Raw genomic sequence first — 13,283 nt, 5'->3', positions numbered from 1 at the left:
GCGCACTTCGGTACGTGTACAGCAACGATCTATATCAACGATCCGGCGGGCGGAGCCGCAGCGTCCGCGCGCCGGATCGGGTGATGCTCCGTCCGTCCTACCGGCGGGGCTGGGCGTCCAGCACCTGCTGGAGCGCCTCGAACTCCTCGACGCACTTGCCGGAGCCGAGCGCCACCGAGTCCAGCGGGTCCTCGGCGATGTGGATCGGCATGCCCGTCTCGCGGCGCAGCCGCTCGTCCAGGCCGCGCAGCATCGCGCCGCCGCCCGTGAGGACGATGCCGCGGTCCATGATGTCGCCGGAGAGCTCGGGCGGGCACTTGTCGAGCGTCGTCTTTACGGCGTCGACGATCGCGTTGACCGGCTCCTCGATCGCCTTGCGGACCTCGGCGGCCGAGATGACGACCGTCTTCGGCAGCCCGGAGACCAGGTCGCGGCCGCGGATCTCGGTGTGCTCGTCCTTGTCCATGTCGTACGCGGAACCGATCGTGATCTTGATCTGTTCGGCGGTGCGCTCACCGAGGAGGAGCGAGTACTCCTTCTTGATGTGCTGGATGATCGCGTTGTCCAGCTCGTCACCGGCGGTCCGGATGGACTGGGCGGTGACGATTCCGCCGAGCGAGATCACCGCGACCTCGGTGGTGCCGCCACCGATGTCCACGACCATGTTGCCGGTGGCCTCGTGGACCGGCAGGCCGGAGCCGATGGCCGCGGCCATGGGCTCCTCGATGATGTGCACCTGGCGGGCGCCGGCCTGCGTGGACGCCTCGATGACGGCGCGGCGCTCGACCCCGGTGATACCGGAGGGCACGCAGACGACGACCCTCGGACGGGCCAGGTAGCGGCGCTTGTGGATCTTGAGGATGAAGTAGCGGAGCATCCGCTCCGTGATCTCGAAGTCGGCGATCACGCCGTCCTTCAGCGGCCGCACGGCAACGATGTTGCCCGGCGTCCGCCCGATCATCTTCTTGGCCTCGGAGCCGACCGCCAGGATTCCGCCGGTGTTGGTGTTGATGGCCACGACGGACGGCTCGTTCAGAACGATGCCGCGCCCCCTGACGTACACCAGCGTGTTGGCAGTCCCGAGGTCGATAGCCATGTCACGGCCGATGAACGACATTGAGTTCCCCTTGTTCCCCATGAGGATGCGTCGGGCCTTCCCAGGTAGCGAAGATGGCTTGTTCTGGTAGGCGAGGTTGGCGCTGCGGGCGTGGAAGCTTCCATCGTAGTGCCGTATGCACGGACACAGCGCGAGGGTCCTTCGCCGGTATGAGCGGAACGGGTGCCCGTTCTACCCATGGTGACGTTACGTCGGAGGGATGCGTTCCCGCGAGAGGGAACCCTATGCCGAAGGGCGACCGAATTACTTCGGTCGCCCCAGGCAGGCAGCGCTGTTTGGCCGATCGGGTCAGGAAAGTCCCGGAAAGAAAAGCTTCAGTTCTCGCTCTGCGGACTCCGGCGAGTCCGAGGCGTGGATGAGGTTCTCCCGGGTGATCGTGCCGAAGTCACCGCGGATCGACCCGGGCGCGGCGGCGATCGGATCGGTGGGGCCGGCGAGCGCGCGGACGCCCTCGATCACCCGCTCGCCTTCGGCCACCAGAGCGACGACGGGGCCGGACGCCATGAACTCCATGAGCGGCTCGTAGAACGGGCGGCCCTGGTGCTCGCCGTAGTGCTGCTCCAGCGTGTCGTGGTCCAGGCTGCGCAGCTCCAGCGCGGTGATCCGCCACTCCGCCTTGCGCTCGATCCGGCCCACGATCTCACCGATCAGGCCGCGGCGGACCGCGTCGGGCTTGAGGAGGACGAGGGTGCGCTGAGTCATGTGCGGCTCCTTGCAGACACTACGGGTGCGGTGAGGCGAGGTTACAGGGATACGGGACGGGGTCTGCGCCCGGGTTCACTCAGGGTCACCTCCGCGCCCCGGGCACCTGCCGTCACGTCAGGCCGTGGCCCCGCCGGCCTCCTGCTGGGCGGCCCAGCGGGCCTTGGCCTCGTCGATCTTGCGGCCGTAGTGCACGGAGGCCCACCACAGCCCGCCGAAGACCAGGCCGAGGATGAACATCATCGGGACCACGAAGCCGCTGAGGACCAGCGCGACCTGCAGCGCCCAGCCGAGCTGGATGCCACCGGGCCGGGTGAGCATCCCGCAGAGCAGCAGCGAGAGCACCATGCCGGCTCCGCAGACCGTCCAGACCGTGGCCATGGAGAGGTCGTCGAGCTTCATCGCGACGAGACCGGCGAAACCGATCACGAAGAACTCACCGAGCAGCGTCGAGGCGCAGAGCGTACGCATCCCTCTCAGCCCCTTCCCAGAAGCAGCCGGGCCTCGCCGACCGTGATCACCGATCCGGTCACCAGGACCCCGGCGCCCGCGTACTCGTCGTCCTCCTCGGCCAGCGTGATCGCCGCCTCCAGCGCGTCGTCCAGACGCGGTTCGACCTGGACCCGGTCGTCGCCGAAGACCTCGACGGCGATGGCGGCCAGCTCGTCCGCGTCCAGCGCGCGGTCGGTGGAGTTCTGCGTGACGACGACCTCGGCGAAGATCGGCTCGAAGGCCTCCAGGAGACCGCGTACGTCCTTGTCGCCGCTGGTGCCGACCACACCGATCAGCCGGGAGAAGCTGAACGCCTCGGAGACCCCGTCCGCCGCGGCCCTGGCTCCCGCCGGGTTGTGCGCGGCGTCCAGGACGACGGTCGGGCTGGAGCGCACGACCTCCAGGCGGCCGGGCGAGATGACCGAGGCGAACGCCTTGCGGATGGCGTCGATGTCGAGCGAGCGGGCCTGCTCGGCGCCGATGCCGAAGAACGCCTCGACGGCGGCGAGCGCGACGGCCGCGTTGTGCGCCTGGTGGGCCCCGTACAGCGGGAGGAAGATCTCCTCGTACTCACCGCCCAGGCCCCGCAAGGTGACGAGCTGTCCGCCGACGGCGACCTCGCGGGCGGTGACGCCGAACTCCATGCCCTCGCGGGCCACGGTGGCGTCCACCTCGACGGCCTTCTTCAGCATCACCTGCGCGGCGTCCACCGGCTGCTGCGCCAGGATGACCGTGGCGCCCGCCTTGATGACACCGGACTTCTCGCTGGCGATCTCGGCCGGTGTGGTGCCGAGGCGGTCGGTGTGGTCCAGCGAGATCGGCGTGACGACGGCGACGGTGGAGTCGATGACGTTGGTGGCGTCCCAGGTGCCGCCCATGCCGACCTCGACGACCGCCACATCGACGGGCGCGTCGGCGAAGGCCGCGTACGCCATGCCGGTGAGCACCTCGAAGAAGGAGAGCCGGTAGGGCTGCTGGGCGTCGACCATCTCCACGTACGGCTTGATGTCCTCGTACGTCTCGATGAAGCGCTCGGGCGCGATCGGCGCGCCGTCCAGGCTGATGCGCTCGGTGATCGACTGGACGTGCGGCGAGGTGTACCGGCCGGTGCGCAGCTCGAAGGCGTTGAGCAGGGCCTCGATCATGCGGGCCGTGGACGTCTTGCCGTTGGTGCCGGTGATGTGGATCGACGGGTAGGCGCGCTGCGGCTCGCCGAGCACGTCCATCAGGGCGGCGATGCGCGTGACGGAGGGCTCCAGCTTGGTCTCGCCCCAGCGTCCGGCGAGCTCCTGCTCCACCGCGCGCAGTGCCTTGTCGGTCTCGGGGTCGGCGGGCCGGGTGGGGACGGCGTCGGACAGCGGAGCGCCCCCGTAGGTGCGCAGGGTGCGGCTCCCGGCCTCGATCACCGCCAGGTCGGGGTCGCGCTGGGTCTCTTCGCCGACGATCTCCTCGAAGGTGTCGTCGGGCTGGGACGCGTCGTGCCGGTCTGAAGGGCGGGGCTCACTCACGGGGCCAGTCTACGGATGGGCACCGACATCGCGCGCAGCGCCCGGCGCAGTGCGCAGCGGCGGTACGGCGAAGCCCCCGCATCCCCGGTCGGTCGGGGGTGCGGGGGCTTCGTCGGTCAGCACATCAGCTCTGCGGGAGGGCCGCCAGCTGTGCGGAGATCCGCTCGATGTCGGCCTCGGCCTTGGAGAGCCGGCCGCGGATCTTGTCGACCACGTTGTCCGGCGCCTTGGCGAGGAACGCCTCGTTGCCGAGCTTGCCCTCCGCCTGCGCCTTCTCCTTCCGCGCCGCCTCCAGATCCTTGGTGAGGCGCTTGCGCTCGGCCGGGACGTCGATCGTGCCGGACAGGTCCAGCGCGACGGTGGCCCCGGCGACCGGAAGGGACGCGGTGGCGTGGAAGCCGTCACCGGCCGGTTCCAGCCGCAGCAGCTGGCGGATGGCCGCCTCGTGCGGCGCGAACGCGGTGCCGGTGAGGGTCAGCTGGGCCGGGACCTTCTGGCCGGGCTTGAGGCCCTGGTCGCCCTTGAAGCGGCGGACCTCGGTGACGACCTGCTGGACCAGCTCGATCTCCTTCTCGGCCGCCTCGTCACGGAAGCCGGAGTCCGCGGGCCACGGCGCGATCACGACGGACTCGCCGCCGGTCAGCGTGGTCCACAGCGTCTCCGTGACGAACGGGACGATCGGGTGGAGCAGGCGCAGCGTGACGTCGAGGACCTCACCGAGGACGCGGCCGGAGACCTTGGCCTGCTCGCCGCCCGCGAAGAACGTGGTCTTGGACAGCTCGACGTACCAGTCGAAGACCTCGTCCCACGCGAAGTGGTAGAGCGCGTCGGAGATCTTCGCGAACTGGAAGTCGTCGTAGAAGCGGTCGACGTCCGCGACGGTCTCGTTGAGACGCGACAGGATCCAGCGGTCGGTGGCCGTCATCTCGGCCGGGTCCGGCAGCGGGCCCTCGACCGTCGCACCGTTCATCAGCGCGAAACGGGTGGCGTTCCAGATCTTGTTGGCGAAGTTGCGGGAGGCCTTGACCCAGTCCTCACCGATCGGGACGTCGGCGCCCGGGTTGGCGCCGTTGGCGAGGGTGAAGCGGACGGCGTCGGAGCCGTACGCGTCCATCCAGACGATCGGGTCGACGGCGTTCGGGTTGGACTTCGACATCTTCTTGCCGAACTCGTCGCGGACGAGACCGGTGAGGGCGACCGTCTTGAACGGGACCTCGCCGTCCATCGCGTACAGGCCGAACATCATCATCCGGACGACCCAGAAGAAGATGATGTCGTGGCCGGTGAGCAGGACGTCCGTGGAGTAGAACTTCTCCAGGTCCGGCGTCTGCTCCGGCCAGCCGAGCGTGGAGAACGGCCACAGGCCGGAGGAGAACCAGGTGTCCAGGACGTCCTCGTCCTGGAACCAGCCCTCGCCGGTCGGCGGCTCGTCGTCGGGTCCGACGCAGACGACCTCGCCGTCCGGGCCGTACCAGACGGGGATGCGGTGGCCCCACCAGAGCTGGCGCGAGATGCACCAGTCGTTGAGGTTGTCGACCCAGTCGAAGTAGCGGCGCTCCAGCTCCTTCGGGTGGATCTCGACGCGGCCGTCGCGGACCGCGTCGCCCGCGGCGGCGGCGAGCGTCTCGACCTTGACCCACCACTGGAGCGAGAGCCGCGGCTCGACGGTGGTCTTGCAGCGGGAGCAGTGGCCGACGGAGTGCATGTACGGACGCTTCTCGGCGACGACCCGGCCCTGCTCGCGCAGCGCCTCCACGATCGCGGAACGCGCCTCGAAGCGGTCCAGGTCCTCGAAGGGACCGGGGACGGTGATGACACCGCGGCCGTCCATGATCGTGACCGACTCCAGGCCGTGGCGCTGGCCGATGGCGAAGTCGTTGGGGTCGTGGGCCGGGGTGACCTTGACCGCGCCGGTGCCGAACTCCGGGTCGACGTGGGTGTCCGCGACGACCGGGATCGTACGGTCGGTCAGCGGCAGCTTGATCCGCTTGCCGATCAGGTGGGCGTAGCGCTCGTCGTCGGGGTGGACGGCGACGGCGGTGTCGCCGAGCATCGTCTCGACGCGGGTGGTCGCGACGACGACCGTCTCGTCACCTTCGCCGTACTCCAGCGAGACCAGCTCGCCGGCGTCGTCCTGGTGGTCGACCTCCGCGTCCGAGAGGGCCGTCATACAGCGCGGGCACCAGTTGATGATGCGTTCGGCGCGGTAGATCATCCCGTCGTCGAACAGGTTCTTGAAGATCGTCTGGACGGCCTGGGACAGGCCTTCGTCCATGGTGAAGCGCTCACGCGACCAGTCCAGGCCGGCACCGAGGCGACGCAGCTGGCCGAGGATCCGGCCGCCGTACTCCTCCTTCCACTGCCAGGTCCGCTCGACGAACGCCTGACGGCCGATGTCGTGCCGCGACTTGCCCTCTTCGGCGAGCTGCTGCTCGACCTTGTTCTGGGTGGCGATACCGGCGTGGTCCATACCGGGCAGCCACAGCGTCTCGAAGCCCTGCATCCGCTTGCGGCGGGTGAGGGCGTCCATCAGCGTGACCTGGAAGGCGTGGCCCAGGTGGAGGGCGCCGGTGACGTTGGGCGGCGGGATGACGATGGTGTACGGAGGCTTCTCACTCTTCGCGTCGGCTTCGAAGTAACCACGCTCTACCCAGCGCTCGTACAGCTTCCCCTCTACATCGGCCGGCGCGTACGTGGTCGGCAGTTCGGGGTTGCTGGCTGGCTGCTGCGATGAGTTCTCGGTCACGGGAGACAGTTTAGGGCCGTCACAGGTCTGCACTGAAACGGATTGGTTGAGTAACGGTGTCCGGGCCGATGGCCCATGTCAGGGCGGCTTCCGTCAGGATGTCCGCAACGCACAAGAGTTTCGGAGGGGACACCGCATGAGCTACAACCAGCCGGGCCCGTACGGTGGGCAGCCGCCGCAGGGCCAGCCCGGACCGTACGGACAGCAGCCCGGGCCGTACGGCGGCCCGCCGCCGCAGGGCCCGCCTCAGGGCCGGCCCGGCTACGGCTACCCCCAGCAGGCCCCTCAGGGTGTCCCGCCGCAGCAGCAGCCCGGCCCGTACGGCGCACCGCCGCAGGGCGGCCAGCCCGGCTACGGCTACCCGCAGCCGCAGCAGCCGGGCCCGTACGGCCAGCAGCCGCCCACTCCGCCGTACGGCGGCCAGCCGGTGTACGGCGGCCAGCCGCCGTACCCGCCGCAGCAGCCGAAGAAGAAGACCGGCCTGATCGTGGGAGCGTCCGTGCTGGCGCTGGCGGTCATCGGAGCGGGGATCTGGTACTTCGCCGGCGGCGGCAGCAGCGATGTGGCCGACTCCACCAAGGGCTACAAGCTGACGCCGGCCGCGTCGGTGGACGACTACAAGCAGGACCCGTCCAAGAAGAAGCCCGAGCGGGCGATGACCGGCAAGGACAAGGCCGAGGCCGAGGCCATGGGGGTCAAGAACCCGCACGAGGTCAGCGCCCAGTACGTGAGCGGTGACCTCGCGACGAATCCTCTCCTCGCCAAGATGCTGATGCTGGAAGGCGTCTGGGGTGAGGTCGAGGACCCCGAGAAGGTCATCGACGGCTCCTTCAAGAACGCCGAGAAGGAAGCGGCGGCCAGCGAGGACACCAAGGGCTCACTGGTCGGCAGCCCGAAGGCCGTCACCCCGGCCGGTTTCGAGGACGCGCTGATGAAGTGCCAGGACGTCAAGGTCATCAACGACAAGGCCGACGGCACTCCGCAGAAGGGTCCCAAGGAGATGACCATGCCGGTCTGCATCTGGGCCGACTACAGCACCGTGGGCGTGGTGATCGGCTTCGACATCGGCGGAGCCATGACCAACAAGCCGATGACCCAGGACGAGACGTCGGCCCTCGCCGCCAAGCTCTACAACACCTCACGCACCAAGATCTGACGCCTCAAACCCCGAAGGGGCGCCCACCGGTCGACCGGTGGGCGCCCCTTCGGCGTAGGTAAGTTCTCTGCGGCTAGGCCGACTTCTCGTGGCGGCCGCCGTCGTTCTTGCCGATCGTGCGCGGCTCGCGCGGGACCAGCGTCGGGTTGACGTGGTCGCGGACGACGTCCGGCGTGATGACGACGCGGGCGACGTCCTTGCGGGACGGGACCTCGTACATCACGGACTGGAGGACTTCCTCCATGATGGCGCGCAGGCCACGCGCGCCGGTCTGGCGCAGGATCGCCTGGTCGGCGATGGCCTCCAGCGCCTCGCGCTCGAACTCCAGCTCCACGCCGTCGAGTTCGAAGAGGCGCTGGTACTGCTTGACCAGCGCGTTGCGCGGCTCGATGAGGATCTGGAGCAGCGCCTCGCGGTCCAGGTTGTGGACCGAGGTCAGCACCGGGAGGCGGCCGATGAACTCGGGGATCATCCCGAACTTCACCAGGTCCTCCGGCATGACCTCCTGGAACTGGTCGCTCGCCTGGATCTCCAGCTTGGAGCGGATCGTGGCGCCGAAGCCGATGCCCTTGGCGCCGGCCCGGGACTCGATGATCTTCTCCAGCCCGGAGAAGGCGCCGCCCACGATGAACAGCACGTTCGTCGTGTCGATCTGGATGAACTCCTGGTGCGGGTGCTTGCGTCCGCCCTGCGGCGGCACGGAGGCGGTGGTGCCCTCCAGGATCTTCAGCAGGGCCTGCTGGACGCCCTCGCCGGAGACATCGCGGGTGATCGACGGGTTCTCGCTCTTGCGGGCGACCTTGTCGATCTCGTCGATGTAGATGATCCCGGTCTCGGCCTTCTTGACGTCGTAGTCGGCCGCCTGGATCAGCTTCAGCAGGATGTTCTCGACGTCCTCGCCGACATAGCCGGCCTCCGTCAGCGCGGTGGCGTCGGCGATGGCGAACGGGACGTTGAGCATGCGGGCCAGCGTCTGCGCGAGGAGCGTCTTGCCGGAGCCCGTGGGGCCCAGCAGCAGGATGTTCGACTTGGCGAGCTCGATCGCGTCCTCACGATTCGCGCCGCCGCCGTTCTCGCCGGCCTGGACCCGCTTGTAGTGGTTGTACACCGCGACCGAGAGGGCCTTCTTCGCGGGCTCCTGCCCGACGACATACCCCTCGAGGAACTCGTAGATCTCGCGGGGCTTGGGAAGCTCTTCCCAGCGGACCTCGCTCGTCTCCGCGAGCTCCTCCTCGATGATCTCGTTGCAGAGATCGATGCACTCGTCGCAGATGTACACACCGGGTCCCGCGATGAGCTTCTTCACCTGCTTCTGGCTCTTGCCACAGAACGAGCACTTGAGCAGGTCGCCGCCATCACCGATGCGTGCCACGAGGTGCTTCCCCTTCGCCTGGGAGGCCGCCTGGTTCAGCGGCTCCTGGTGCCTCTATCCGACGGTACCTTGCCTGGGCCCCCGTTCGGGCCCCCCTTGGCACGGTTCACACGGCCGAGACCGTGCAAAAGGAATGTGCCAAGGGGAAAGACCGACGTCAGACCGATGCGCCCGCGGTCGTCTTGCGGGTGGACACGATCTGGTCGACGAGCCCGTACGCCAGGGCGTCCTCGGCCGTGAGGATCTTGTCGCGCTCGATGTCCTCGCTGATCTTCTCCAGCGGAGTGGTCGAGTGGCGGGCCAGCATCTGCTCCAGCTGCGTCCGCATCCGGAGGATCTCGTTGGCCGCGATCTCCAGGTCGGAGAGCTGCTCGCGGCCCGTCTGCGAGGACGGCTGGTGGATCAGGACGCGGGCGTGCGGGAGCGCCATGCGCTTGCCCGGCGTGCCGGCGGCGAGCAGGACGGCGGCGGCGGAGGCGGCCTGGCCCATGCAGACCGTCTGGATGTCCGGCTTCACGAACTGCATCGTGTCGTAGATCGCGGTGAGCGCGGTGAACGAGCCGCCGGGGCTGTTGATGTAGATCGAGATGTCGCGGTCGGGGTCCATCGACTCCAGGCAGAGCAGCTGCGCCATGACGTCGTTGGCCGAGGCGTCGTCGATCTGGACGCCGAGGAAGATCACGCGCTCCTCGAAGAGCTTCGCGTACGGGTCGTACTCACGCACACCCTGCGAGGTGCGCTCCACGAAGCGCGGGACGACGTAGCGGTTGTCCACCTGCGGGCCGGTGTAGAGGCCGCTCGCGGAGGCGCCGGAGAAGTTGTTCATGTGGGTGTTCACCATCCTGGTGGCGTTCTGGGGCTGGAGGTCTCGGCGTACGAGAAGGGGGTGCGGGTGGAGTGCCGACGGTCCGGTGAGGACCGGATCAGGCACCCGTGCCGCCGCCGCCCGGGATGCCCGACGCGACCGTGATGATCTCGTCGATGAGGCCGTAGTCCTTGGCCTCCTCCGCCGTGTACCAGCGGTCGCGGTCGCCGTCGCGGATGATCGTCTCGACGGACTGGCCGGAGTGGCGGGCGGTGATCTCGGCCATGCGCGTCTTGGTGCGGAGCAGGTACTGCGCCTGGATCTTGATGTCCGAGGCCGTTCCGCCGATACCGGCCGAACCCTGGTGCATCAGGATGTCGGTGTTCGGGAGCGCGAAGCGCTTGCCCGCGGCGCCGCCGGTGAGCAGGAACTGGCCCATGGAGGCCGCCATGCCCATGCCGATGGTGACCACGTCGTTCGGGATGTACTGCATGGTGTCGTAGACCGCCATGCCGGCGGTCACCGAGCCACCGGGGCTGTTGATGTAGAGGTAGATGTCCTTGTCCGGGTCGGCGGCAAGGAGCAGGAGCTGTGCGGTGATCTTGTTGGCGATGTCATCGTCGACCTGCTGACCGAGGAAGATGATGCGTTCGCCGAGCAGTCGGCTGTAGACCTGGTCACCGAGGCCTCCACCGAGGGACGGCTCTCCGGCGGCGTAGGGCATCAGATTCGTCACGTATCCACCTGCTCGTCTCTGACGGCTCCGGCCGTCTCAGCGTCTTCGTACCGGGTGGATGGGGGACTCCCCCACCCTTCCTCTTCATGGACCCTAACGCGCAGGTGGGACAACGCCATCCCGGTTCCGCAACTGTTCGCTGGGAGCGCAAGGTCCGCCGGGGGCACAGGGGTTCCGTTGCCGCACAGCGATGCGAGGCGTTACGGCGACGGGCCCCGGACGCGTGGAGCGTCCGGGGCCCGTCGTGCGGTCGGCGCGAGGCCGGCGCGCGGATCAGGGCGAGGCTCAGGCCTCGTTCTTCTCCTCGGCCTTGTCCTCGGTGGCGGCCTCGGCCGTCTCCGTGGTCTCGTCCTCGTCGTCCTCCAGGTCGACGACCTCACCGTTGGTGTCGACGACCTTGGCGGCCTCGACGACGACGGCGAGCGCCTTGCCGCGGGCGACCTCGCCGACGAGCATCGGCACCTGGCCGCCTTCGACGACGGCCTGGGCGAACTGGTCGGGGCTCATGCCGGAGGAAGCGGCGCGCCGCATGAGGTGCTCGGTGAGCTCCTCCTGGTTGACGTTCAGCTTCTCCTTGTTGACGAGCTCGTCAAGGATGAACTGGGTCTTGATGCCCTTGATGGCCTGCTCGGAGGTCTCGTTCTCGAACTCCTCCAGGGTCTTGCCCTGGATCTCGAGGTACTTCTCGAGGTCGAGGCCCATCTGACCGAGCTGGTGGTGCTCCAGGTTGTGCTTGCGGGTCTGGACCTCGTCCGCGAGCAGCTTCTCCGGGATCGGGACCTCGGCGAGCTTCAGCAGCTCCTCCAGGACGCGCTCCTGGGCCTGGGTGGCCTGGTCGTACTGCTTGGTGGTCTCCAGGCGCTTGCGGCTGTCGGCCTTCAGCTCCTCCAGCGTGTCGAACTCGCTGGCCATCTGGGCGAAGTCGTCGTCCAGCTCGGGGAGCTCGCGGGCGGCGACGGCGGTGACCTTGACGGTGACCTCCGCGGCCTTGCCCTCGGCGGAGCCGCCCTTCAGCTCGGAGGTGAAGGTGGCCTCGCCACCGGCCTCCAGGCCGGTCACGGCCTCGTCGATGCCGTCGAGGAGCTCGCCGGAACCGATGGTGTACGAGACACCGGCGGCCACGCCGTCCTCCAGGACCTCACCGTCGACCTTGGCCTCCAGGTCGATCGTGACGACGTCGCCGTCGGCGGCGGCGCGCTCGACCGGGTTGGTGGCGGCGAAGCGCTCACGGAGCTGCTCCACGGCCTTCTCGACCTCTTCGTCGGTGACCTCGAGGGCGTCGACGGTGACCTCGATGCCGGAGTAGTCCGGGATCTCGATCTCGGGGCGTACGTCAACCTCGGCGGTGAAGGCCAGCAGCTCGCCGTCCTTCAGCTCGGTGATGTCGACCTCGGGCTGGCCGAGGACGTTCAGCTCACCCTCGTTGACCGCCTCGGTGTAGAACTTCGGAAGGGCGTCGTTGACGGCCTCCTCCAGCACAGCACCGCGGCCGAACCGCTGGTCGATGACCCGGGCGGGGATCTTGCCCTTGCGGAAGCCCTTCACCGTGACCTGCTGGTTGATCTTCTTGTACGCCGCGTCGAGGCTGTCCTTGAGCTCCTCGAAGGGCACCTCGATGCTGAGCCGAACCCGAGTCGGGTTCAGGGTCTCCACGGCGCTCTTCACGGTTCGGTCTCCTTGGTGGCTGACTTCTTGGGGTTCTGCTGGGCCGCCGATTGGCGGCTTCGCGGACCGAGCCCGGTACATCAGACACACGGGCACGCAATTTGCATAGTAACGGCAAGGGGGAGGACTCCCACAATGCGATCTTGCTGGTGGTCGGGGTGGCCGGATTCGAACCGACGACCTTCCGCTCCCAAAGCGGACGCGCTACCAAGCTGCGCCACACCCCGTCGGTGCGACACGTAGGGTACATGCCCCGGAGCCCTCCGTCGGCCCCTTAACGGGACGGGCGGGGAGCGGCGGTCCGGCGGCCGGCGTCAACGGGTGTGCGGAGAGCGCCGCCGACCCGCTACGATGCTTTCCGTGCCGCGGTCCGGTGGACCTGCGGTGCGGTGCACGCGGGCGTAGCTCAATGGTAGAGCCCTAGTCTTCCAAACTAGCTACGCGGGTTCGATTCCCGTCGCCCGCTCCACGCCTGGGCCCGGTCCGACATCTCCGTCGGACCGGGCCTCTTGCGTACCAGTGCTTCTCGCAGGCGGGAGCCTGACCCGCTTCAGAAGCTGATCTGGTTGATCGTGTCGGCTATCGAGTTCATGAACCTGTTGATCGACGGGGCCATGCCGGTCGACGCCAGGAAGAAGCCGAAGAGCACGGCAACGAGCGCGGGGCCGGGCTTGATGGAGCCCCCACGGATCAGCACCACCAGGATGACCGCGAACAGCAGCACCATAGACAGTGAAATAGCCACGTCTGATCACACCCTCGGTCGGTCCGCCTTGCCGGCCCGGAAACGTGCACCACTGCGCGCCCCGTCGCGTCCATCGTGCCACCAACTCCCCGGTGTCTGCTGCCGGGTGACGGATCGCACTGACCGGATCCCGCCATCCTGCCCAGCTCAGCGGCGCTCCACGCCGCATGCCCCACGCTTCCACGGCGAAATCCGCACGGCCGCATATTCACCGACCTCGCCGTGGCGATCTTTTCCCT

Annotated in this window: 11 protein-coding genes and 2 tRNA genes; 2 read left to right on the top strand and 11 right to left on the bottom strand. The window is 68.4% G+C overall.

What is annotated here, in order from left to right:
* Positions 1–97 precede the first annotated feature (97 nt).
* The 5 genes from ABZ267_RS12795 to ABZ267_RS12775 all read right to left on the bottom strand — a co-directional run bounded on the left by ABZ267_RS12795 (position 98) and on the right by ABZ267_RS12775 (position 6,565).
* Positions 98–1,117, bottom strand: a complete 1,020-nt coding sequence (locus ABZ267_RS12795; RefSeq protein ID WP_084746080.1) for a rod shape-determining protein — start codon at positions 1,115–1,117, stop codon at positions 98–100.
* Positions 1,118–1,405: 288 nt separating this feature from the next.
* Positions 1,406–1,819, bottom strand: coding sequence for a nucleoside-diphosphate kinase (gene ndk / locus ABZ267_RS12790; RefSeq protein WP_356750241.1), 414 nt, complete (start codon positions 1,817–1,819; stop codon positions 1,406–1,408).
* Positions 1,820–1,936: 117 nt separating this feature from the next.
* Positions 1,937–2,290 (bottom strand): DUF4233 domain-containing protein, encoded by a 354-nt coding sequence (locus ABZ267_RS12785; RefSeq protein ID WP_356750239.1) that lies wholly within the window; start codon positions 2,288–2,290, stop codon positions 1,937–1,939.
* Positions 2,291–2,295: 5 nt separating this feature from the next.
* Positions 2,296–3,819: a folylpolyglutamate synthase/dihydrofolate synthase family protein gene (locus ABZ267_RS12780; RefSeq protein ID WP_356750237.1), complete on the bottom strand. Its 1,524-nt coding sequence runs from the start codon at positions 3,817–3,819 to the stop codon at positions 2,296–2,298.
* A 124-nt stretch (positions 3,820–3,943) separates the two neighbouring features.
* Positions 3,944–6,565 carry a valine--tRNA ligase gene (locus tag ABZ267_RS12775; protein ID WP_356750235.1) on the bottom strand — a complete coding sequence of 874 codons (2,622 nt, stop codon included), beginning with the start codon at positions 6,563–6,565 and terminating at the stop codon, positions 3,944–3,946.
* 136 nt (positions 6,566–6,701) lie between these two features.
* Between ABZ267_RS12775 and ABZ267_RS12770 the strand changes: the two genes are divergently transcribed.
* Entirely contained in the window at positions 6,702–7,721 is a 1,020-nt protein-coding gene (locus tag ABZ267_RS12770) for a hypothetical protein (RefSeq protein ID WP_356750233.1), read from the top strand.
* 73 nt (positions 7,722–7,794) lie between these two features.
* Here ABZ267_RS12770 and clpX read toward each other — a convergent pair whose 3' ends face one another.
* From clpX to ABZ267_RS12745, 5 genes are all read right to left on the bottom strand, one after another.
* Positions 7,795–9,093, bottom strand: a complete 1,299-nt coding sequence (gene clpX / locus ABZ267_RS12765; RefSeq protein WP_093687246.1) for an ATP-dependent Clp protease ATP-binding subunit ClpX — start codon at positions 9,091–9,093, stop codon at positions 7,795–7,797.
* 157 nt (positions 9,094–9,250) lie between these two features.
* A complete protein-coding gene (locus ABZ267_RS12760) occupies positions 9,251–9,934 on the bottom strand; it encodes an ATP-dependent Clp protease proteolytic subunit (protein ID WP_356750231.1) in 684 nt (227 codons plus the stop codon).
* A gap of 82 nt (positions 9,935–10,016) precedes the next feature.
* A complete protein-coding gene (locus ABZ267_RS12755) occupies positions 10,017–10,622 on the bottom strand; it encodes an ATP-dependent Clp protease proteolytic subunit (RefSeq protein WP_356750441.1) in 606 nt (201 codons plus the stop codon).
* Between the two features lie 297 nt (positions 10,623–10,919).
* A complete protein-coding gene (gene tig / locus ABZ267_RS12750) occupies positions 10,920–12,299 on the bottom strand; it encodes a trigger factor (protein WP_356750229.1) in 1,380 nt (459 codons plus the stop codon).
* A gap of 150 nt (positions 12,300–12,449) precedes the next feature.
* Positions 12,450–12,526 (bottom strand) — tRNA-Pro (locus ABZ267_RS12745).
* A gap of 168 nt (positions 12,527–12,694) precedes the next feature.
* Here ABZ267_RS12745 and ABZ267_RS12740 point away from each other — a divergent pair.
* A tRNA-Gly gene (locus ABZ267_RS12740) sits at positions 12,695–12,768 on the top strand.
* Between the two features lie 81 nt (positions 12,769–12,849).
* On the opposite strand, the gene ABZ267_RS12735 is transcribed toward ABZ267_RS12740, so the two are convergent.
* Positions 12,850–13,044 carry a hypothetical protein gene (locus ABZ267_RS12735; RefSeq protein WP_026241379.1) on the bottom strand — a complete coding sequence of 65 codons (195 nt, stop codon included), beginning with the start codon at positions 13,042–13,044 and terminating at the stop codon, positions 12,850–12,852.
* Between the last annotated feature and the right edge of the window lie 239 nt (positions 13,045–13,283).

The organism is Streptomyces sp. NPDC006174, from assembly GCF_040614075.1.
Classification (GTDB): domain Bacteria; phylum Actinomycetota; class Actinomycetes; order Streptomycetales; family Streptomycetaceae; genus Streptomyces.
Note: the sequence above shows the minus strand (reverse complement) of the source record. Positions and strands in the feature narration are given on the sequence as shown.

Coding starts and splice junctions, on each gene's coding strand:
- ABZ267_RS12795 (WP_084746080.1), bottom strand. CDS start 1,117: ATGTCGTTCATCGGCCGTGACATGGCTATCGACCTCGGGACTGCCAAC.
- ndk (WP_356750241.1), bottom strand. CDS start 1,819: ATGACTCAGCGCACCCTCGTCCTCCTCAAGCCCGACGCGGTCCGCCGC.
- ABZ267_RS12785 (WP_356750239.1), bottom strand. CDS start 2,290: ATGCGTACGCTCTGCGCCTCGACGCTGCTCGGTGAGTTCTTCGTGATC.
- ABZ267_RS12770 (WP_356750233.1), top strand. CDS start 6,702: ATGAGCTACAACCAGCCGGGCCCGTACGGTGGGCAGCCGCCGCAGGGC.
- ABZ267_RS12760 (WP_356750231.1), bottom strand. CDS start 9,934: ATGGTGAACACCCACATGAACAACTTCTCCGGCGCCTCCGCGAGCGGC.
- ABZ267_RS12755 (WP_356750441.1), bottom strand. CDS start 10,622: ATGCCCTACGCCGCCGGAGAGCCGTCCCTCGGTGGAGGCCTCGGTGAC.